Source organism: Streptomyces sp. NPDC091279, assembly GCF_044757465.1.
GTDB lineage: Bacteria > Actinomycetota > Actinomycetes > Streptomycetales > Streptomycetaceae > Streptomyces.
Map to the genome: position 1 here is coordinate 716,385 of NZ_JBIVVA010000002.1, position 20,817 is coordinate 737,201.

Annotated in this window: 20 protein-coding genes; 14 read left to right on the forward strand and 6 right to left on the reverse strand. The window is 74.3% G+C overall.

What is annotated here, in order from left to right:
- Positions 1-11 precede the first annotated feature (11 nt).
- From ACIQOU_RS06695 to ACIQOU_RS06715, 5 genes are all read left to right on the forward strand, one after another.
- Entirely contained in the window at positions 12-845 is an 834-nt protein-coding gene (locus ACIQOU_RS06695) for a M55 family metallopeptidase (RefSeq protein ID WP_401534440.1), read from the forward strand.
- Positions 838-2,142: a M20/M25/M40 family metallo-hydrolase gene (locus tag ACIQOU_RS06700; RefSeq protein ID WP_401534442.1), complete on the forward strand. Its 1,305-nt coding sequence runs from the start codon at positions 838-840 to the stop codon at positions 2,140-2,142. The genes ACIQOU_RS06695 and ACIQOU_RS06700 overlap by 8 nt, the downstream gene beginning before the upstream one ends.
- Positions 2,143-2,162: 20 nt before the next feature.
- Complete coding sequence (locus ACIQOU_RS06705) at positions 2,163-4,115, forward strand: prolyl oligopeptidase family serine peptidase (RefSeq protein ID WP_401534444.1); 1,953 nt, start codon at positions 2,163-2,165, stop codon at positions 4,113-4,115.
- The gene (locus tag ACIQOU_RS06710) at positions 4,112-5,035 is read left to right on the forward strand and encodes an LD-carboxypeptidase (RefSeq protein ID WP_401534445.1); all 924 of its coding nucleotides are present in this window, start codon (positions 4,112-4,114) and stop codon (positions 5,033-5,035) included. The genes ACIQOU_RS06705 and ACIQOU_RS06710 overlap by 4 nt, the downstream gene beginning before the upstream one ends.
- Positions 5,036-5,151: 116 nt before the next feature.
- The gene (locus tag ACIQOU_RS06715) at positions 5,152-5,703 is read left to right on the forward strand and encodes a GNAT family N-acetyltransferase (protein WP_401534447.1); all 552 of its coding nucleotides are present in this window, start codon (positions 5,152-5,154) and stop codon (positions 5,701-5,703) included.
- On the opposite strand, the gene ACIQOU_RS06720 is transcribed toward ACIQOU_RS06715, so the two are convergent.
- Entirely contained in the window at positions 5,675-6,022 is a 348-nt protein-coding gene (locus ACIQOU_RS06720) for a DUF6204 family protein (RefSeq protein ID WP_401534449.1), read from the reverse strand. The two genes, ACIQOU_RS06715 and ACIQOU_RS06720, sit on opposite strands and share 29 nt — an antisense overlap.
- Before the next feature lie 164 nt (positions 6,023-6,186).
- On the opposite strand from ACIQOU_RS06720, the gene ACIQOU_RS06725 reads away from it, so the two are divergent.
- Positions 6,187-8,133 (forward strand): DUF5107 domain-containing protein, encoded by a 1,947-nt coding sequence (locus ACIQOU_RS06725; protein WP_401534698.1) that lies wholly within the window; start codon positions 6,187-6,189, stop codon positions 8,131-8,133.
- A 92-nt stretch (positions 8,134-8,225) separates the two neighbouring features.
- Here the strand turns inward: ACIQOU_RS06725 and ACIQOU_RS06730 are convergent, their stop codons facing one another.
- The 3 genes from ACIQOU_RS06730 to ACIQOU_RS06740 form a co-directional block, all read right to left on the reverse strand.
- Positions 8,226-8,573 carry a VOC family protein gene (locus ACIQOU_RS06730; RefSeq protein ID WP_401534451.1) on the reverse strand — a complete coding sequence of 116 codons (348 nt, stop codon included), beginning with the start codon at positions 8,571-8,573 and terminating at the stop codon, positions 8,226-8,228.
- 102 nt (positions 8,574-8,675) lie between these two features.
- Positions 8,676-9,497 carry a methyltransferase domain-containing protein gene (locus ACIQOU_RS06735; protein ID WP_401534701.1) on the reverse strand — a complete coding sequence of 274 codons (822 nt, stop codon included), beginning with the start codon at positions 9,495-9,497 and terminating at the stop codon, positions 8,676-8,678.
- Between the two features lie 134 nt (positions 9,498-9,631).
- Positions 9,632-11,119, reverse strand: coding sequence for a bifunctional phosphatase PAP2/diacylglycerol kinase family protein (locus tag ACIQOU_RS06740; RefSeq protein WP_401534453.1), 1,488 nt, complete (start codon positions 11,117-11,119; stop codon positions 9,632-9,634).
- Between the two features lie 70 nt (positions 11,120-11,189).
- Here ACIQOU_RS06740 and ACIQOU_RS06745 point away from each other — a divergent pair, with 70 nt between their 5' ends.
- The 7 genes from ACIQOU_RS06745 (at position 11,190) to ACIQOU_RS06775 (ending at position 18,638) form a co-directional block, all read left to right on the forward strand.
- Positions 11,190-11,855, forward strand: coding sequence for a histidine phosphatase family protein (locus tag ACIQOU_RS06745; protein WP_401534455.1), 666 nt, complete (start codon positions 11,190-11,192; stop codon positions 11,853-11,855).
- A 71-nt stretch (positions 11,856-11,926) separates the two neighbouring features.
- Entirely contained in the window at positions 11,927-13,546 is a 1,620-nt protein-coding gene (locus tag ACIQOU_RS06750; protein WP_401534456.1) for an ATP-binding cassette domain-containing protein, read from the forward strand.
- Positions 13,547-13,607: 61 nt separating this feature from the next.
- Positions 13,608-13,922, forward strand: coding sequence for a DUF6158 family protein (locus ACIQOU_RS06755; RefSeq protein WP_401534458.1), 315 nt, complete (start codon positions 13,608-13,610; stop codon positions 13,920-13,922).
- A 229-nt stretch (positions 13,923-14,151) separates the two neighbouring features.
- Entirely contained in the window at positions 14,152-14,946 is a 795-nt protein-coding gene (locus ACIQOU_RS06760) for an RNA polymerase sigma factor SigF (protein ID WP_401534460.1), read from the forward strand.
- A gap of 442 nt (positions 14,947-15,388) precedes the next feature.
- On the forward strand, positions 15,389-16,210 hold the full coding sequence (locus ACIQOU_RS06765; protein ID WP_401534462.1) for a hypothetical protein: 822 nt from the start codon (positions 15,389-15,391) through the stop codon (positions 16,208-16,210).
- Between the two features lie 44 nt (positions 16,211-16,254).
- Entirely contained in the window at positions 16,255-17,523 is a 1,269-nt protein-coding gene (locus ACIQOU_RS06770; RefSeq protein WP_401534464.1) for an aminotransferase class I/II-fold pyridoxal phosphate-dependent enzyme, read from the forward strand.
- Positions 17,520-18,638: an MBL fold metallo-hydrolase gene (locus ACIQOU_RS06775; RefSeq protein ID WP_401534466.1), complete on the forward strand. Its 1,119-nt coding sequence runs from the start codon at positions 17,520-17,522 to the stop codon at positions 18,636-18,638. The genes ACIQOU_RS06770 and ACIQOU_RS06775 overlap by 4 nt, the downstream gene beginning before the upstream one ends.
- 186 nt (positions 18,639-18,824) lie before the next feature.
- On the opposite strand, the gene ACIQOU_RS06780 is transcribed toward ACIQOU_RS06775, so the two are convergent.
- The gene (locus ACIQOU_RS06780) at positions 18,825-19,445 is read right to left on the reverse strand and encodes a DedA family protein (RefSeq protein ID WP_401534467.1); all 621 of its coding nucleotides are present in this window, start codon (positions 19,443-19,445) and stop codon (positions 18,825-18,827) included.
- On the reverse strand, positions 19,442-20,215 hold the full coding sequence (locus ACIQOU_RS06785) for an MBL fold metallo-hydrolase (protein ID WP_401534469.1): 774 nt from the start codon (positions 20,213-20,215) through the stop codon (positions 19,442-19,444). The genes ACIQOU_RS06780 and ACIQOU_RS06785 overlap by 4 nt, the downstream gene beginning before the upstream one ends.
- An 83-nt stretch (positions 20,216-20,298) precedes the next feature.
- Between ACIQOU_RS06785 and ACIQOU_RS06790 the strand changes: the two genes are divergently transcribed.
- Entirely contained in the window at positions 20,299-20,700 is a 402-nt protein-coding gene (locus ACIQOU_RS06790; RefSeq protein ID WP_401534470.1) for a hypothetical protein, read from the forward strand.
- The last annotated feature ends 117 nt before the right edge of the window (positions 20,701-20,817 follow it).

Sequence of the window (20,817 nt, forward strand, 5' to 3'; positions counted from 1 at the left end):
CGTTTTGCCCCATGAAGATCCTGATCAGCGCCGACATGGAAGGCGCGACCGGCGTGACCTGGCCGGCCGACGTGATGCCCGGGACGCCGGAGTGGGAGCGGTGCCGGTCGATGTTCACCTCCGACGTGGACGCCGCCGTACGGGGCTTCTTCGACGGCGGCGCCGACGAGGTCCTCATCAACGAAGCCCACTCGACCATGCGCAACCTGCTCCTGGAGCGGCTCGACGAGCGTGCCGAGATGCTCACCGGGCGCCACAAGTCGCTGTCCATGGTGGAGGGCGTCCAGCACGGCGACATCGACGGCATCGCCTTCGTCGGCTACCACGCGGGCGCCGGCATGGAGGGCGTCCTCGCCCACACCTACCTCGCCAACTCCATCACCGGCGTCTGGATCGACGACGTCCGCGCCAGCGAGGGGCTGCTCAACGCGCGCGTCGTCGCCGAGTACGGCGTCCCGGTCGTCCTCGTCACCGGCGACGACGTGGCCTGCGAGGACGCCCTCGGCTACGCGCCCGAGGCGCTGAAGGTCGCCGTCAAGGACCACGTCTCCCGGTACGCGGCCGTGTGCCGCACCCCGGCCAGGACCGCCGCCGACATCCACGCCGCCGCCGAGCGGGCCGCGAAACTGGCGGTCCGTCAGGAACCCGTGCAGGCAGGCCCGTTCACCATCGCGGTGGAGTTCGACGCCGAGCACCTCGCGATGGCCTCGACCGTCGTGCCCGGCGTTTCCCGGACCGGTGAGCGCAAGGTGGCCTACACCAGCCCGACCATGTACGAGGGCATCCGCACCTTCAAGGCGGTCACCACGATCGCCTCGTCCGCCGTGGAGGAGCAATATGGCTGACGACCTGGCACTGGACGAGGTCGTCCGGTTCACCTCCGACCTCATCCGCATCGACACCACCAACCGGGGCGGCGGCGACTGCCGGGAGCGGCCCGCCGCCGAGTACGCGGCCGAGCAGCTCGCCGGGGCGGGCCTGGAGCCCGTGCTCCTGGAGCGCACGCCGGGCCGCGCCAACGTCGTCGCACGCGTCGAGGGCACCGACCCCACCGCCGACGCGCTGCTGGTCCACGGCCACCTGGACGTCGTTCCCGCCGAGGCCGCCGACTGGAGCGTCCACCCGTTCTCCGGGGAGGTCAGGGACGGGGTGGTGTGGGGGCGGGGCGCCGTCGACATGAAGAACATGGACGCGATGATCCTGGCCGTCCTGCGCTCCTGGGCGCGCGCGGGCGTGCGGCCCCGGCGGGACCTGGTGATCGCGTTCACCGCCGACGAGGAGGCCAGCGCCGAGGACGGCTCCGGGTTCCTCGCCGACCGGCACCCCGGCCTCTTCGAGGGCTGCACCGAGGGCGTCAGCGAGTCGGGGGCGTTCACCTTCCACGACGGCTTCGGCCGCCAGATCTATCCGATCGCCGCCGGTGAGCGCGGCACCGCCTGGCTGAAGCTGACCGCGCGCGGCCGGGCCGGGCACGGCTCCAAGGTCAACCGCGAGAACGCCGTCACCCGCCTCGCCGCCGCGATCACCCGGATCGGCGCCCACCGCTGGCCGACGCGGCTGACCCCGACCGTCTGCGCCGCCCTCGGTGAACTCGCCGCCCTGTACGGCGTCGACCCCGACCTCGACCAGGTGGACACCCTGCTGGAGAAGCTCGGCCCGGCCGCCAGGCTCGTCGAGTCGACCGTCCGCAACAGCGCCAACCCGACCATGCTGAACGCCGGTTACAAGGTCAACGTCATCCCGGGCGACGCCGTCGGGTACGTCGACGGACGGTTCCTGTACGGCGCCGAGGACGAGTTCCGCACCACCCTCGACCAGCTCACCGGGCCCGAGGTCGACTGGGAGTTCCTGCACCGCGAGGTCGCCCTCCAGGCACCCCTGGACTCACCGACCTACGCCCGGATGCGGGACGCGGTACGGGAGTTCGCGCCCGAGGGGCAGGTCGTGCCGTACTGCATGTCGGGCGGCACCGACGCCAAGCAGTTCTCCCGGCTCGGCATCACCGGGTACGGTTTCACACCGCTGAAGCTGCCCGAGGGGTACGACTACCAGCACATGTTCCACGGCGTCGACGAGCGGGTGCCGGTCGAGGCACTGCACTTCGGCGTCCGCGTCCTGGACCGCTTCCTGCGCACGGCCTAGCCACCACAGTGGGGGAGTACATGGAGAGTTCGGCCTACGGCACCTGGCCCTCGCCCGTCGACGCGGCCCTCGCCGCCGCGCACGGCGGACGGCCCGACCATGTGGACTTCGTCGGCGACGAGGTCTGGTGGACCGAGCCGCGCCCCACCGAGGGCGGCCGCCGCACCCTGGTACGGCGCCACCCGGACGGCACCGAGGAGTCCGTGCTGCCCGCCCCGTGGAACGTCCGCAGCCGCGTCATGGAGTACGGCGGCCACCCCTGGGCCGCAGCCGTCACCGGCGGCCAACTCCTCGTGGTGTTCGTGAACTTCGCCGACGGACGCCTCTACCGCTACGAGCCCGGCGGGCAGCCCCGCCCGCTCACCCCCGTCTCCGGCGTCGGCGGCGGACTCCGGTGGGTCCAGCCGCAGTTGCTCCAAGACCGGGGTGAAGTCTGGTGCGTCCTGGAGGAGTTCACCGGCGAGGGCCCCACCGATCTGCGGCGCCTGCTGGCCGCCGTTCCGCTGGACGGCTCGGCCGCCGAGGACCGGGGTGCCGTGCGGGAACTCACCGACGACCGGCGCCGGTTCGTCACCGGCGCCCGCCTCTCGCCGGACGGCCGCCGCGCCGCCTGGATCGCCTGGGACCACCCGCGCATGCCGTGGGACGGCACCGACCTGCTCGTCGCCGACATCCACGACGACGGCACCTTCGGCAGCCCCCGCACGGTCGCCGGAGGCCCCGAGGAGTCCGTGCCGCAGGCCGAATGGGCGCCCGACGGAAGCCTGTTGTACGCCAGCGACCGCACCGGCTGGTGGAACCTCTACCGCGACGGCACCCCGCTGTGCCCGCGCGAGGAGGAGTTCGCCGGGCCGCTGTGGACGCTCGGGCAGCGCTGGTTCGCGCCGCTCGCGGACGGCCGGATCGCCGTCGTGCACGGTCAAGGCGCCGCCGTCCTCGGGGTGTTGGACCCCGCCACCGGCGAGATCGCCGACGCGGCAGGACCCTGGACGGAGTTCGCCGCCACCCTCGCCGCCCACGGCGACCGGGTCGTCTCCGTCGCCGCCGGACCGCGCACCGGCCTCGAAGCCGTCGAACTCGACGCGCGCACCGGCCGGGCCCGCGTGATCGGCTCCGCGCACCGGGACGTCGTCGACCCCGCCTACTACCCCGCACCCCAGATCCGCACCTTCGCCGGACCCGGCGGACGCGAGATCCACGCCCACCTCTACCCGCCGCACCACCCCGAACGCACCGGCCCCGACGGCCAACTCCCGCCCTACGTCGTGTGGGTGCACGGCGGACCCACCAGCCGGGTGCCCCTCGTGCTCGACCTGGGCATCGCCTACTTCACCTCCCGGGGCATCGGCGTCGTCGAGGTCAACTACGGCGGCTCCACCGGGCACGGCCGCGCCTACCGCAACCGGCTGCGCGCCCAGTGGGGCGTGGTCGACGTCGAGGACTGCGCGGCCGTCGCCCTCGCCCTCGCCGACGAAGGCACCGCCGACCGGGGCCGATTGGCGATCCGGGGCGGCAGCGCGGGCGGCTGGACCACCGCCGCCTCCCTCACCACCACCGACGTCTACGCGTGCGGCACCATCATCTACCCCGTCCTCGACCTGGACGGCTGGGTCGACGGCGGCACCCACGACTTCGAGTCGCAGTACCTGGAGAGCCTCATCGGCCCCGTCGCCGAGGTGCCCGACCGGTACGCGCAGCGCTCGCCCGCCGCCCACGCCGACCGGATCACCGCGCCGTTCCTGCTGCTCCAGGGGCTGGACGACGTGATCTGCCCGCCCGCCCAGAGCGAACGGTTCCTGGACCTGGTCTCCGGCCGGGGCGTACCGCACGCCCATATCGCCTTCGCGGGCGAGGGCCACGGCTTCCGGCGCGCGGACACGATGATCCGCGCTCTGGAGGCCGAACTCTCCCTGTACGCCCAGGTGTTCGGGCTCAACCCGCCCGGCGTCCCGAAGCTGGAGCTGTCCGAGTGAACCCCCTGCTCAGGCCCACCCGTCTCGCCCCCGGCGCCCGGGTCGCCGTCGTCGCCCCCAGCGGACCCGTCCCCGAGGAACGCCTCGCGGCCGGACTCGACGTGCTGCGCGGCTGGGACCTCGACCCGGTCGTCGCACCCCATGTCCTCGCCAGGCACCCGGAGTTGGGCTACCTTGCGGGCACCGACGCCGAGCGGGCCGCCGACCTCCAGCACGCCTGGTGCGACCCGGCCGTGGACGCCGTCCTGTGCGCCCGGGGCGGCTACGGCGCCCAGCGCATGGTCGACCTGCTGGACTGGGACGCGATGCGGGCGGCCGGCCCGAAGGTCTTCGTCGGCTTCAGCGACATCACCGTCCTGCACCAGGCGTTCGCCACCCGGCTCGGCCTGGTCACCCTGCACGGCCCGACCCCGGCCGGCGGCGACTTCGCGAAGAACGCCCGCGCCCAGGAGCACCTGAAGGCAACCCTGTTCGCCCCGGAGACGGTCCGCACCCTCACCTCCGACGGCACCGCCCTGATCCCCGGCCGGGCCCGGGGCGTCACCCTCGGCGGCTGCCTCTCCCTGCTCGCCGCCGACCTCGGCACCCCGCACGCCCACCCCGGCGCCCGGGGCGGCCTGCTCTGCCTGGAGGACGTCGGCGAATCGCCCTACCGCCTCGACCGCTACCTCACCCAACTCCTGCGCGCGGGCTGGCTGGAGGGGGTGCGCGGGGTGCTGCTCGGCTCCTGGCAGGACTGCGGCTCCTACGAGCGGCTGCGCCCGCTGCTGCTGGACCGGCTCGGCGGACTCGGCGTCCCCGTCGCGCAGGAGTTCGGGTTCGGGCACCTCCCGGGCACCCGCACCCTGCCGTTCGGCGTCCCGGCGGAACTGGACGCCGCCGCGGGCACCCTCACCCTCGACGAACCCGCCCTGCGCTGACCCGCACGCCACCCGGACGCGTGGGTTCCGCTCGGTGCGGCGGCGCCCGCAGCGCCGTTCCCCACCACCGGGAAACGGCGCTGCCGGACCGTTGCCCCGCGTCGTACCCTGGCCCGATGCCGCACACCGCGTCCCGCTACCTCGCCGAAGGACCCCGCGTGGGCCTGCGCCACTTCACCTACGAGGACGGCGACGAGTTCACCGCCCGGGCCCGGGAGAGCAAGGACCTGCACCACCCGTGGCTCTTCCCGCCGGACCACCCGGACGCCTACACCGCCTACGCCAGCCGGCTGATCCAGGACCCGACCAAGGCCGGGTTCCTCGTCTGCGAGCGGGACGGCGGCGGCATCGCCGGGTTCATCACCGTCAACAACATCGTCCAGGGCGCCTTCCAGTGCGGCGCCCTCGGCTACGGCGCCTTCGCGCACGCCGCCGGGCGCGGCCTGATGCGGGAGGGCCTCGACCTCGTCGTCGGCCACGCGTTCGGGCCGCTGCGGCTGCACCGGCTGGAGATCAACGCGCAGCCCGGCAACGCCGCCTCGCTCGCCCTCGCCCGCAGTTGCGGCTTCCGCCTGGAGGGCTTCTCGCCGGGCATGCTCTTCATCGACGGGGCCTGGCGGGACCACGAACGCTGGGCCATCACCGCCGAGATGCGGGCTTCCGGTTGACCTTCATGGTGTCCAGGTCCGTCACCGTCGACCTCAGCCCGGCGAAGCCGTACCCCAGGGCGCGCAACGCGGTCTCGGCCCGCTCCTCGGCGAGCGCGGCCGCCATCTCGTCGCCGTCCGCCGCGTCCGACACCACCACGTACCGCATCGAGAAGTGCTTGAGCGGCGCCGCCTCATAGGTCAGCGACCCCTCCTCGGCGAACCGCATGCTGGTCATCCCGTGGTCGGCGGCCTCGGCGAGCAGCCGTCCCCGCGCCGCCTCGGTCAGCCCGTCCCATGTCCCCCGCACGATCACCCGATAGGTGTGCTGCGCGCTCATCCCGCCACTCCCGTCCCTGAACCGATGCCTCAGCACCGGCCAAAGCCCTGACCCTACGGCGCCGACGCGCGCGTGCCCATGGGTTTTCGACGGCGCCCCCGGTGCCGCCTTTGCCCAATCCTGACCGGTGAGTCCCCTGGTCAGCTCCCCGCCTTCCGGCTTCCATATGGATCGTGACGACCATCCGACGTGAGGTATTCACCCTGCCCGCAGCGGAGTTGGGCCCGGACAACCCCCTGCCCCCGCTGCGGCCCCCCACCGAACTCCACCACCTCGAACAACGGGCCGACCTGGCACGGGAGTTGGGCCGCACCTACGGCTACGCGCCGCTGCGCAGCCTGCTGCCGGTCCGGGTCCGCGACGGCTACGACCGCGTCCGCGCACCCCGCGACCTGCCCGCCCTCGTCATCGAGAACGACCGGCTGCGCGCCACCGTCCTGCCCGGTCTCGGCGGCCGCCTCGCCTCCCTGCTGCACAAGCCCACCGGACGTGAACTCCTGTACCGCAACCCGGTGTTCCAGCCCGCCGCCTTCGCCCTCAACGGCGCCTGGTTCTCCGGCGGCGTCGAGTGGAACATCGGCGCCACCGGCCACACCACCCTCGCCTGCGCCCCGCTGCACGCCGCCCGCGTCCCCGCCCCCGACGGCGGCGAGATGCTCCGCCTGTGGGAGTGGGAACGCCTGCGCGACCTGCCCTTCCAGGTCGACCTCTGGCTGCCGGACCACTCCGACTTCCTGCACGTCGCCGTCCGCATCCGCAACCCGCACGAGACGGTCAGGGCCGCCTACTGGTGGTCCAACACCGCGGTGCCCGAGGGCCGCCGCGTCCTCGCGCCCGCCACCGAGGCCTGGCACCTCGGCCCCGAACGCCGCCTGCGCCGCGTCCCCGTCCCCGCAGAGCCCGCCGACTCCCCGTACGCCGCCGACTACTTCTACGACGTCCCCGGCACCCGGCGCCGTTGGATCGCCGCGCTCGACGCCGAGGGCCACGGCCTCGTCCAGACGTCCACCGACACCCTGCGCGGCCGGAAACTGTTCGTGTGGGGCACCGGCAGCGGCGGCCGGCGCTGGCAGGAGTGGCTCACCGCGCCCGGCACCGGCGGCTACCGCGAGATCCAGGCCGGACTCACCCGCACCCAGCTCGAACACGTCCCGCTGGCCCCGGAGAGCGAGGTGACCTGGCTGGAGGCGTACGGCCCGCTCGACGCCGACCTCGCCGGGGAGCCGGACGCCGTCACCGCCGCCGCCGAGGCCCGCCTCGAAGCCGTTCTCCCGCGCGCCGACGTCGAGGCCGCCCACACCGCCTGGACCGCGTACGCCGACGCCGAACCCGGCGAGATCCTCGCCACCGGTTCCGGCTGGGGCGCCCTCGAACTGCGGTGCACCGGACGGAAGACGCCCGGCACCCCGTACCCCGACAGCACCCTCGGCCCGGCCCAGGAACCCTGGCTGCGCCTGCTGCGCACCGGGCACCTGCCCGCCCCGCACCCGGCCGGGCCGCCCGGCGAGAGCCTCGTCGCCCCGCACTGGCGGGAGCTGCTGGAGACGGCGCCCAGCACCCCGGCCACCGAGTACCACCTCGGGGTCGCGCAGTGGCACGCCGGTGACCGCGCCCAGGCCGTCCGCAGCTGGGAACGCGCCCTGGCGCGCACGCCGTCGCGCTGGCCGGCGTTGCGCGCTCTCGCCGTCGCCGACCGGGAGGGCGGTCACCCCGAGCGGGCCGCCGACCGGTACACGGAGGCCTTCGACGACCTGTGCCGGGAGCGGTCCGACGACGGCGAGGACGGCGAGGCATGGACGGCGGCCACGGCGGCGCTCGGCCGGGAGGCGATCGAGGCGCTGCTCACGGCGGGCCGGACGGCGCCCGCCCGCGCCGTGTGGGACCGGCTGGACCCCGGGACGCGGGCGCGCGGGAGGTTCCGGATGATCGAGGTGGGGCTGCTGCTCGCCGAGGGGCGGCGGGAGGCGGCGCGGGCCGTCTTCGACGAGGGGTTCGAGGTCGCCGACCTGCGTGAGGGCGCGGAGATCCTCGGCCGGTTGTGGAGCCACGCCGACGACGGCCCGCTCCCGGCCCGCTACGACTTCCGGATGCGCCCACCGGAGGAGGAGTGAGGGTTTGAAAGGGGCCGCGTCGGCTGATAGGGGCGCGCTCCCGGACGGCCGCCCTTATGGCGTGCGGTTGCCCTTAAGGCGTGCGGATGCCCTTAAGGGTTGCGGTCCGCGTACTCGTACACGACGCCGTCGGGATGCAGCGCGATCAGGTTGCGGCCCGCCGGGGTGCGCAGGGGGCCCGCGAGGACGCGCGCGCCCAGCTCGGTGAGGACCTTGCCGGTCTCCTCGACATCCCGGACGGCGATCGTCGCGGCGACCTTGCGCAGCACCTCCAGCTCCGCTTCCGGCCCGCTCATCAGCAGGAAGCAGCCGACGGCGGCCACCTGCACGCCGCCGCGCTCGAAGCGCAGCGCGGGGCCGCCCGCCAGCCGTTCGTAGAAGGGGACCGCGGTCTCCAGGTCGTCGACGCAGATCCGCAGCGTGGCTCCCAGAATCTCCATGCCGGAAAGCCTAGTTGGGGCGACGGACCGAGGTGATCGTTTCTCACCGTTCGGATGGTTCCGGGGCACCCTGAGTGTGCCCCGGACACCGGTCGGCGCGGTTCAGTCACGCTTCCGGCACAGGATCTCCCCGTGCAGAACGGCGAACCAGGCGTCCTCCCGCTCACCCCACGCCCGCCAGGCGTCCGCCACCGCCCGCAGCTCCTGCGGCGTCGCGTGCCCGCCCTCGGTCGCCCGGTCCGCGTACGCCGACGCCAGCGTGCGGTCCGCCCACAGGCCGCTCCACCAGGCCCGTTCCTCCGCTGTCGCGTAGGTCCAGGTGCCCGAGGTCGCCGTGATGTCCGTGAACCCGGCCGCCAGCGCCCACGCCTTCAGCCGCCGCCCCGCGTCCGGCTCGCCGCCGTTGGCACGGGCCACCCGGCGGTAGAGGTCCAGCCAGTCGTCCATTCCCTGAGACGCGGGGTACCAGGTCATGGCCTCGTAGTCCGCGTCCCGGACGGCGACGAAGCCGCTCGGTTTGGTGACCCGGCGCATCTCGCGCAGCGCCTGCACCGGGTCGCCGACGTGCTGGAGCACCTGGTGGGCGTGGACCACGCAGAACGTGTCGTCCGGGTAGGGCAGCGCGTGCACGTCCGCGACCTCGAAGTCGACGTTGTCCAGGCCCCGTCCGGCCGCCGTGGCGCGGGCCTGGTCGAGGATGCCGGGCGCGTGGTCGACGCCGGTGACCTGGCCGTCGGGGACCAGGGCGGCCAGGTCGGCGGTGATGGTGCCGGGGCCGCAGCCGATGTCCAGGACCTTCATGTGCGGTCGCAGCGAACCGAGCAGATACGCCGCCGAGTTGGCGGCGGTCCGCCAGGTGTGCGAGCGCAGCACCGATTCGTGGTGCCCGTGGGTGTAGACGGCGGTCTCCCGCGGCCCGGACATGGCTGACATGGCTGGTCCCCTCGTCGTGTCGCAGCGGCTCACGGGAACGCGGGCACGACCCCGTCGCGCGCTGCGACTCACGGTACGCCCGCATGTCGCATGATGAGACCGCCGTTTTGCCATGTGGACAGATGTCAGGGCGCGGGTCGGTACACGGTCAGCGCGCCCGGCAGCTTGTCCAACGTCAACTCGCCCGCCACCTCGGTCACTTCACCGTCGTGGGTGAGGAATGTGCCCCCGGGGACGTCCGCCAGCCGCAGCCGGGGCACCTCGACGGCCGCGTGGACGGGGGAGCGGGGCAACGCGCTCGCCGTGGCGGCGGCCAGCAGCCGCGGTCCCGGCCAGCGGCCGCCGTGCACCACCCGGACGTCGAGTCGGCCGTCCGCGAGATCACCGCGCCGCCCCGGGACGAGGCCGGTGCGGTGGTGGACGCCGTTGCCCGCGTACAGCAGCCACAACGGCCGTTCCCGCCCGCCGATCCGCGCGGTCAGCGGACGGCGGCCCGCGCGCAGCAGCCGCAGCGCCCCGAGCATCCCGGCCGTCCAGCCGCCGACCGGGCCCGACCGGCGCTCCCGCTCCCACGCCAGCTCCGGGTGGACGCCCAGGGTGCAGGCGTCCAGGAAGACGCCCTCCCGGCCGCCGCAGCGGAACCGGCCGACGTCCACCCGCCCGGCCTCGCCCCGCCCGACGGCACCGGCCAGCTCGCGGGCGCCGGTCACCCCCAGGTCGCGGGCGAACCGGCCCGGCGCGGTGCTCGGCAGGATCGCCAGCGGCAGGGCGTGCCGCAGGGCGAGCACGGCGGCGGCGTTCACCGCACCGTCGTCCCCGCACACGCCGAGCACCCGGGCCCGGGCCGCCGCCTTCGCCAACTCGGCCCGCACATCGAGCGGTTGACACTCGACGACCTCGACACGCGGCAGCGCCTCCCGCAGCGCGCGCAGCTGGTCGGCGGTGTCCGAGGCGGCGTCCGCCACCAGGACCAGACCCTCGCCCTCCGGCAGCGCCGGCACCTCGGCGTCCTTGCCGGGCGACCGCTCCGGCTCGACGCACCGGGGCGCCACGCCCCGCACCGCGAACGCCGCCCCCGCCCCCAGCGCCGCCCCCGTCAGCACGTCGCTCGGGAAGTGCACGCCGGTGTAGATCCGGGACGCGGCCACCGAGAAGGCCAGCGGCGCCACCAGCGCGCCCCACGCCGGTGACTCCAGGGCCACGCCGGTCGCGAACGCCGCCGCCGACGCCGAGTGCCCCGACGGGAACGATGTGGTGATCGGCTGCCGCTTCAGCTGCCGGGACAGCGGAACGACGCCCAGACCCGGGCGCGTGCGCCGCACCGAGCGCTTGCCGACCGTGTTGATGGTCAGCGAGGCGAGCCCCAGCGACGCCAGACCCCGGGCCGCGGCCCGCCGGGCGGTCGGCGTGCCGGTCGCCGCCATCGCCGTCGCCACCGCCAGCCAGAGCACCCCGTGGTTGGCGCTGCGGCTCAGCCGGGGCAGGACGGGTCCGGCGCCGGGCCAGTTCCGCTCCGCCGCGAACGCGAACAGGTCGCTGTCCAGGGCGAGCAGCCGGTCACGCAGGGGGTGCGGGCCGGGGAAAGGAAGGGTGAGATCGACATCTGGCGTCATAGTGCTCCCGTTACCCTGAAGTGGCCGTTTCTTGTCCCGCAAGCGGTTCGCGACATCCGGAAGGCCCCGTATGCGTCTGCTGCTCGTCCGCCACGGTCAGACCCCGTCGAACGTCGCCGGGGTCCTCGACACCGGCATACCGGGCCCCGGCCTCACCGGCCTCGGCGAACGGCAGGCCGCCGCGCTGCCCGAGATCTTCGCCGACGAGGACATCGAGGCACTCTACGTCTCCGACCTGGTCCGCACCCAGCTCACCGCCGCCCCGCTGGCCGCCGCGCGCGGCCTCACGCCGATCGTCCGCGAGGGCATCCGCGAGCTGGCCGCGGGCGACCTGGAGATGCTCCCCGGCACCTCCGCGCGCGGCCTGCTCTACCTGCGGACCGCGTTCGCCTGGTCGGCCGGGGACACCGCCCTGCGGATGCCGGGCGGGGAGAACGGCGACGAGGCCCTCGGCCGCTACGACGCCGTCGTCGCCGAAGCCGCCGCGAGCGGGGCCGGGACGGTCGTCATGGTCAGCCACGGCGCCGCGATCCGGGTCTGGACCGCCGCCCGCGCCCATAACGTCGACGTCGCCTTCGCCGAGCGGCACGGCCTCGACAACACCGGCGTCGTCGTCCTGGAGGGCTCGCCCACCGACGGCTGGAAGGCCCTGTCCTGGGCCGGCACCACGGTGACACCTGCGGGCGACGGCGGTCCGACGGGCCGGCCGGTCGACGCGGACGGCACCCCCGCCTGACCCGCCCCACCGGCGCCCTCACCCGATACCCGTTTGCCCGGGTCCCCCGGCGGCGACCAGAATGCGGCCCCATGGGACACCTCGAAGCCGCGCATCTTGAGTACGACCTCCCCGACGGGAGGGCGTTGCTCGGCGACGTGTCGTTCCGGGTCGGGGAAGGCGCCGTCATGGCCCTCGTCGGGCCCAACGGCGCCGGCAAGACGACCCTGCTGCGGCTGATCTCCGGCGAGCTGAAGCCGCACGGCGGGTCCGTCACCGTCACCGGCGGCCTCGGGGTGATGCGCCAGTTCGTGGGCTCGGTACGGGACGAGTCGACCGTGCGTGACCTGCTGGTCTCCGTCGCAGCGCCGCGCATCCAGGACGCCGCCCGCGCCGTCGACAAGGCCGAACACGCCCTGCTGACCGTCGACGACGAGGCCGCCCAGCTCAGCTACGCGCAGGCCCTCTCCGACTGGGCCGAGGTGCGCGGCTACGAGGCGGAGACGCTGTGGGACATGTGCACCACGGCCGCGCTCGGGGTGCCCTACGAGAAGGCCCAGTGGCGGCAGGTGCGCACGCTCTCCGGCGGTGAGCAGAAGCGGCTGGTCCTGGAGGCGCTGCTGCGCGGCACGGACGAGGTGCTGCTGCTCGACGAGCCGGACAACTACCTTGACGTGCCCGGCAAGCGGTGGCTGGAGGAGCGCCTCAAGGAGACCCGCAAGACGGTCCTGTTCGTCTCCCACGACCGTGAACTCCTCGCCCGCGCCGCCGAGAAGATCGTCTCCGTCGAGCCCTCACCGGCCGGCGCCGACGCCTGGGTGCACGGCGGCGGTTTCGCCACCTATCACGAGGCCCGCCGTGAACGCTTCGCCCGCTTCGAGGAGTTGCGCAGGCGCTGGGACGAGAAGCACGCCCAGTTGAAGAAGCTGGTGCTGAGCCTGCGTCAGGCGGCGTCCATCAGCCATGAGTTGGCGTCCCGTTACGCGGCCGCCCAGACCCGGCTGCGGAAGTTCGAGGAGGCGGGGCCGCCGCCGGAGCCGCCGCGCGAGCAGGACATCACCATGCGGCTGAAGGGCGGCCGGACCGGCGTACGGGCCGTCACCTGCGCGGGACTTGAACTGACCGGGCTGATGAAACCGTTCGACCTCGAAGTCTTCTACGGCGAGCGGGTCGCCGTGCTCGGCTCCAACGGTTCCGGCAAGTCGCACTTCCTGCGGCTGCTCGCCGGGGGCGACGTCGCGCACACCGGGCAGTGGAAGCTGGGGGCGCGGGTGGTGGCCGGACACTTCGCGCAGACGCACGCCCACCCCGAGCTGCAAGGGCGCACCCTCCTCGACATCCTCTGGTCCGAGCACGCCCAGGACCGGGGCGCCGCGATGTCCCGGCTGCGGCGCTACGAACTGACCCAGCAATCCGAACAGTCGTTCGATAGGCTCTCGGGTGGACAGCAGGCCCGGTTCCAGATCCTGCTCCTCGAACTGCAAGGCGTGACGGCCCTGCTCCTCGACGAGCCGACCGACAACCTCGACCTGGAGTCCGCCGAGGCCCTCCAGGAGGGCCTGGAGGCCTTCGACGGCACGGTTCTCGCCGTCACCCACGACCGCTGGTTCGCCCGCTCCTTCGACCGTTTCCTCGTCTTCGGCAGCGACGGCCGCCTGCGCGAGACCCCCGAGCCGGTCTGGGACGAACGCCGGGTCGAACGGGCCCGCTGACCCCTCCCGCCGGGCCCCGGGCCGCTTCGGAGGCCCGGCGGCGCGGTTGTTCGTACAGTGGATGCGGAGACGCTGGCTCCACGGCACCCCTCCCGGAGGCCGTACCCACGACGAGCGGGGCAGCATCATGACCGGAGTCGACCCCAGCCGGCTGGACGAACAGCAGCTCATGAAGGAGCTGGAGACGATCCACCGCACGCGCCACGACACCCTGCTGTACGGCTCGAACGACGCCCTGCGCGCCCACAACGACCGCATGGCCCAGCTGGAGGGCGAGTACCTGCGCCGCAACCCGCGCCGCCTCGTCGCCCCCGGCCGCACCCGCGCGGGCGCCCGGGACCGGGGACGGGGCGAGTCGGCGACGCCCTGCGTCTGAGGGCGACGCGGGGGCGGTGGTCGGCGGCGGCGCGTCGTCCGCGTCAACTCCCTTGTCGGGTGGCGGTGTTTGCCGGGAGTGGGCCGGGGCAGGCGAACGTCAGTGCTTCGGACCGGAGGCACGTCCGTGGGAGCGGCTCACGCCGCCACGGGCGCGCCCGTCCTGGCGCCCCCGCACTCCCACGGTGACCGTCCAACCCAGCGAAGCATCAAGGGAGTTGCGACGCACCATGCCGACTCGACTGACCACGAAGCGCCATCCCCATCACGACGCCCCCGACACCGCGGACGCCTTCCGGCGGCTCGCCGCCCTGCCCGACGGACCCGGGCGGGACGCTCTGCGCGACCGGATCGTCGAGGCCTGGCTGCCGATGGCCGAGCGGCTCGCCGGGCGGTTCCGCAGCCGGGGCGAGAACGTCGAGGACCTGTGCCAGGTCGCCGCCCTCGGCCTCGTCAAGGCCGTCGACCGTTACGATCCCGCGCTCGGCAACGCCTTCGAGAGCTACGCCGTGCCGACCATCACCGGCGAGATCAAACGGCATTTCCGCGACCACATGTGGACCCTGCATGTGCCGCGCCGGGTGCAGAACCTGCGCAACCGCGTGCGCACCGCCAATCAGGAGTTGGCCCAGACCGTCTCGGGGCGCCGGCCCACGGTCGCGGAGATCGCCGAGCGGGCCGGGATGAGTGAGGACGACGCGCGGGCGGGGCTTGAGGCGTTGGAGAGTTTCACCGCGTTGTCCCTCGACGCGGAGGTGGCGGGGGCGGATGACGGGTACTCGCTGAGCGATGCGCTCGGGGGTGTCGATCCCGCGCTGGACATCGTCGTCGACCGGGAGGCCGTGCGGCCTCGGCTGGCCGCGTTGCCGGAACGTGAGCGGACCATTCTCTATATGCGGTTCTTTGCCGACATGACGCAGAGTCGGATCGCCGAGCAGCTCGGTATCTCGCAGATGCATGTGTCTCGGTTGATCAACCGTAGTTGTAGCCGGGTTCGGCACCAGGTGCTGCGCGAGGCGGCGTAGCGATTCGGTGGGGGGTTGTTGGTTGGGCGCGGCGCCGTCGTGGCTGGTCGCGCAGTTCCCCGCGCCCCTAGGTGGGTGCCTCGGCAGGTTCGTGGGTGGGTGCTGCGCCGTTGTGGTTGGTCGTGCCCGCGCGGCGGAGCCGCATATTGATACAGCCTCGCGCCCCTAGGTGGGTGCCTCGGCAGGTTCGTGGGTGGGTGCTGCGCCGTTGTGGTTGGTCGCGCCCGCGCGGCGGAGCCGCATATTGATACAGCCCCGCGCCCCTGGGCGGGTGCCTGGTCAGGTTTGTGGGTGGGGGCGGCCGGGCTTGGTCTGGGGGTCACTCGGTTGGGGGTTTGGGTCCTGCTAATGGGGGTCGGCCGCGCGCGGGGGAGCGGGTGGGGGGCTGTGATGGCTGTGGGGCGTTCGTGCCCCAGCCCCGTCGGCCGAAGGAGCCCGCCTCATGCGCCGCACCGCCCGCGTCCTCGCCTCCGCCGCCCTGGCCGGTGCCGCGCTCGGCGCCGCCGCCACGGCCGTCTCCGCGGACCCGGCCGCGGAGGTCAGCCCGAGCACCGTCGCGCCCGGCGGCAACGTCACCGTCACGGTCACCTGCCCCGCCGCCCCGGGGCCCGTTCCCGCCACCATCGAGGCCACCTCGGAAGCCTTCGACGAGGGCACCATTCGCCTGCAACGAGCCCCTGGCGGCGCCGACGACCGGCTTCCCGGCAAGGGGGGTCGGCCTCCGGAGGGCGGTGGGCATCTGCCTGGGCAGGGGGAGCGGCCTCCGGAAGGGGGTGGGCGGCTGCCTGGGCAGGGGGAGCGGCCTGGTGGGGACGGGGGGCGGGTGCCGGGGGCCGGGGAGCGGCCCGGGGGTGGGGTTGTCTATCGGGGGAGTGGTCGGATCTCTGCTGCCGGGGAGTTCGAGGGGCGGGGGCCCGACGCCGTTACGCGGGACTCGGCCTGGACGGTGGACGGGACCTGTCCCGGCGGGGCCGGGGGACCTGGTGGGCCCGGCCGGCCGGGGCACGGGGATGCGGCGGGGCGGGCCTGGAGTGCCACGTTCAGCGTGGAACGGGGCGGCGAGTGGGGCGGGGGTCGGCTCTGTCCCGAGCCGCGCGGCGAGCCCTGCGGGGTTCCGCCGGTGCAGCAGGGCGTGCACGCGGGGGAGGGCGGTACGTTCACCGACTCCGTGCCGGCGCTGGTCGCCGGGGGCGTGCTGATCGCGGGCGCGCTGGGTGCCGCCGCGCACCGGCTGCGCCACCGGGGCAACGCCGCCGACGGATGACCCCGGCCGACGAACGCCGCCCGCGTGCAGGAGAGGGGGCGCGGATGCGGTGGACCGCCTTCCACGAGCACGGGGACGCCCTCGGGCACGGGCCGGTGCGATTCGGCCCTGCCAACGCCGGGGACGGGCTGCCCGTGCTCGACGCGCTGGCGGACGTTCTCGCGCACGGGGCCGGGAAGGGCGGCGACGGGGAACCGGTCGGAGGCGGGGCAACGGTGCGGGAGGCGGCCTGCGGCTACTGGGCGCGGCGCGGCCTGCCCGTCGACGTCGACGGCGTCGCCGTTGCTCCCGGCGCCCCCGCGCTGCTGCTCGCGCTGACCGCCGCGCTCGGCGGCGACGTCCTGGTGCCGCGTCCCTGCGCGGCCTGGTGGGCGCCGTACGCGCGTCTGCTCGGCCGACCCGTGTTCCATGTCGCGACCCCCGCCGACTGCGGGGGCGTCCCCGACCCCTACGCCCTCCTGGAGACCGTCCGCCGGGTACGGGCCGAGGGCGGCGACCCCAGGCTGCTGGTGGTGTCCGTCGCCGACGACCCCACCGGCACCGTCGCACCGCCCGAACTGCTGCACGCGTGCGTGGAGGCCGCCGCGGCCGAGGGACTGCACCTGGTCAGCGACGAGACCTGGCGCGACACCCTGCACGCACCCCGGGAGACGGTGCTGCTCAGCCCCGCCGAGATGCTCCCCGACCGGGTCACCGTCGTCACCGACCTGGCCGGTGCCCTGCTCCCCGCGGGCTGGCCCGCCGCCGTCGCCCGGTTCCCGCCCGGCGAACAGGGCACCGCCCTCCACGCGCGCGTGCTCGACGTGCTCACCGCCCTCGGTGGTGCCGTCGCCGGACCCGTCGCCGCCCCGGCCGCCTACGCCCTCGCCGAACCCGAGCCGGTCACCACGCGCGTGGCCGCCGCCGTCCGCCTCCACGCGCGCGTGGCCGGCGCCCTGCACGACACCGTCGTCGCGGCGGGCGCCCTGGCGCTGCCCCCGCGCGCGGGACGCCACCTGTACGTCGACCTCGACCCGTTGCGGCCCGCGCTCACCGCGCACGGGGTCGGCGACGCCCAGGAGTTGGAGGACTTCCTCACCGCCAGGCTCGGCCCGCCCACCCCCGGCGGCCACCGCTTCGGCGACGAACTCGGCGCCCTGCGCGTCCGCCTCTCCACCGGCCCGCTGCTGGGCGCGACCGACGCCGAACGCGCCGCCTGCCTCACCTCACCCTCGCCGTGGGAACTCCCCCATGTGCAACGCGCGTTGACACGGGTGAAGTCGGTCTTCGACGACCTTCGCGATGACGCTCGGCGAGAGGAGCCCCCTCGATGACGCAGCAGTCCGAGTCGACCGGCGGCACGGGCACCACGGCGGGGAGCACGACGGGCATCACCACCCGGGACCCCGGTGACCTGGTGGTTCCCGAGCCGCCCGGCACGTTCGCGGCGCCGTTCCCGCCGCTCGCCGAACCCCGCCCGCTGGGCGAGCGCCGGGTGTGGCCGCGCACCTTCCACGACCGGCTCACCGCGCCGCTGCCCGGCCTCAAGGCCATGGCCCGGTTCGCCCGCGAGGGCGCCGTCCGACCCGGCCGCGAGGGCCTCGCGGATGTGCCGCGCATCCCGTTCGCCCCCGGCCCGCTGCCCCGCGTGGACGCCCGCACGATCGCCGTCTCCTGGGCGGGACACGCCAGTTGGGTCGTCCAGGTCGGCGGCCTGACCGTGCTCACCGACCCGGTCTGGTCCCGCCGCATCCTCGGCACACCGCCCCGGATCACGCCGGTCGGCATCGCCTGGGACGCCCTGCCCGGCGTCGACGCGGTCGTCATCAGCCACAATCACTACGACCACCTCGACGCCCCCACGCTGCGCCGACTCCCGCGCGCCACACCGGTGTTCGCGCCCGCCGGGCTCGCCGGCTGGTTCCGGCGCCGCGGGTTCACCTCGGTCACCGAGCTGGACTGGTGGGAGGGGGCCGAACTGAGCGGGGTCCGCTTCGACTTCGTTCCCGCCCATCACTGGTCCAAGCGCAGCCTCACCGACACGTGCCGGACGCTGTGGGGCGGTTGGGTGCTCACGGCGCCCGACGGGCAGCGGGTGTACTTCGCCGGGGACACGGGGTACGGGCACTGGTTCGAGCGGATCGGCCGGCGGTATCCGGGCATCGACCTCGCGCTGTTGCCCATCGGGGCGTACGACCCGCGATGGTGGCTCAGTGACGTGCACTGTGATCCGGAGGAGGCGGTGCGGGCGGTGCGGGATCTCGGGGCTCGGCGGTTGGTTCCCATGCACTGGGGGGCGTTCGTTCTCTCCGCCGAGCCGGTGCTTGAGCCGCTCACGCGGGTGCGGGCCGCTTGGGCGGGGGCGGGGCGGCCTCGGGAGGATCTGTGGGATCTGCCGGTGGGCGGGTCTCGGGTGCTGGATTCCGTGCCGGGGCGGGGTGGGGGGTGAGACGCGGCGCCGGAAGCGCGGGGTCAGGTTGGTGGGCGACTGCTGCGCCGTCGTGGCTGGTCGCGCAGTTCCCCGCGCCCCTTGAGGGACGCTGCCCGGGCCGTTGCTCGATTGGGTGACCTGCGCTCCTTAAAGGGGCGCTGCCCGGGCGTCGCTGGCTCTGCTCGGTGGGCTGCCCGGACGGGGTCAAGCTGTGCGGGTTCTTCGGAGTCTGCGCCAGGCGCTGGGGAGGGCGGTGAGGAGGATGGTCAGGGTGATGGCCGCCAGGACTCCTTCCCAGGGCTCGGGGAAGAGGGTGCCGCCCAGGATGCCGATCAACTGGTAGGTCGCCGCCCAGGCCAGGCAGGCCGGAAGGTTGCCTCGGGAGAAGCGGCGCAGGGGCCACTCGGCGAGCAGACAGGCCAGCATCACCGGGATGCGCCCGGCCGGTACCAGCCGGGACAGGATCAGGACCGTCACCCCGTGATCGGCCAGCTTCGCCTGGGCCTGCGCGAGCCGCTCCTCCGGCGCCCGTGAGCGGATCGCCTCCAGCCAGCGCGAGCCGTTGCGCGAGCGCATCCCGCGCCGCCCCAGCCAGTACAGCGTCGCGTCCCCGAGGAACGCGGCCAGCGACGCCGTCACGAACACCAGCACCATCGCGAACGGCGCCGTCTGATGGAACGCCACCACGGCCGCCGAACTCACCAGCGCCCCCGTCGGCACCACCGGCACCAGCGCACCCACCAGCACCAGCAGGAACAACGTCGGATACCCGATCGCCTGCTGCGTGGACTCCGTCGACGAAGCGGCTGCGGCCAGCAGATTCACCGGCCCGCCGCCAGCCGCACGCTCTCCCCGTGCCCCAGCCGGTGCACCGCCACGCCGGGCGCGCGCCCCGCGGCCAGGCGCACGAACTCCTCGCCGGGCGCGTGGAATTCATGGGGGCGCACGGCGTCCATACCGATCGGCCAGTACGTGCCGTAGTGCACCGGCACCGCGCTGCCCGGCGCCAGCCGCGCCAGCGCCTCGGCGGCCCGCCCCGCGTCCAGATGCCCCTCCCCGAGATACGGCCCCCAGCCGCCGACCGGCAACAACGCCACGTCGACGGACCCGACCTCGTCCCGCATCGCGTCGAACAGACCGGTGTCCCCGGCGAAGTACGTGCGCCCCTCGCCCTCGACGACATACCCGAGCGCGGGGGAGCGGTGCGGCCCGACCGGCAGCCGTCGGCCGTCGTGCCGTGCGGACACCACCCGGACGGTCACGTCCCCGACCTGCACGACATCGCCGGGCGCCACCTCCGTCAGCAGCAGGCCCCGCAGCCTGTTCAGCGCGGGCACCGCGCGGCGGGCGCCCCGGGGCACCAGCAGGCGGGTGCCGGGCGCGAGCCGTTGCAGGGACGGAACGTGCAGGTGGTCGGCGTGCAGATGGGAGACGAGCGCCACGTCGGCCCGCCAGGCCTCCGGCGGAGGCACGGCCCCGCGACGGCGGCGCAGATGAGCCAGCCGACGGGCGAACAGCGGGTCGGTGAGCACGCGTACGCCGGAGTCCGCCACCGTGCAGGTGGCGTGACCCCACCAGGTGATCTCCACCGGCACCCCTTTGCCTCCCTTGTGCGACTCCCCGAAGCCTACGGGCAGGAGTAGGGTCGGCGGCGAAATCCGGAGGTGAGAGGGGTGCCATGGGATCGGTGCGGGTCACGGCGATCGCGAGTCTGACGCCGCTGGAGGAACTGGACACCGACCCCTTCCTGGTGGACTCCCGCAGCCAGTACGCGATGTGCGCCCGCTGGGCCGCCGAACGCGGCTACCGCGTCAGCAGGGAACTGTTGGTCTCCGGGCTCCGCGCCGATCACAGCGTCCTGTGGGACGGCGTCCGCGCGGGCGTCGACCTGTTCGTGGCGCCCAGCCGCCGGGTCCTGGAGAGCGCCCTGTCGTCGGTCGAGGAGTTCACCGCCGAGTGCGCCCGGCGCGGGGTCCGCGTCGAGACCGTCGGCAGCGCCGAACCCGCCTACGACGCCCAGATGAAGGCCCACGTGCACCGCAGACTCTCCATGCCGACAGCCGGATACGACGGCCGCTAGACAGCCCCCGCCGCCCCCTCTGCCTGCGTTCCAGCGGGCCGCTCCTTCCCGCGGGTCCGCCCCTTCCGCAGGCTGTCCCGAGTACCCCGGGAGCCCTTCCGGCAGGCTGTCCCGGGG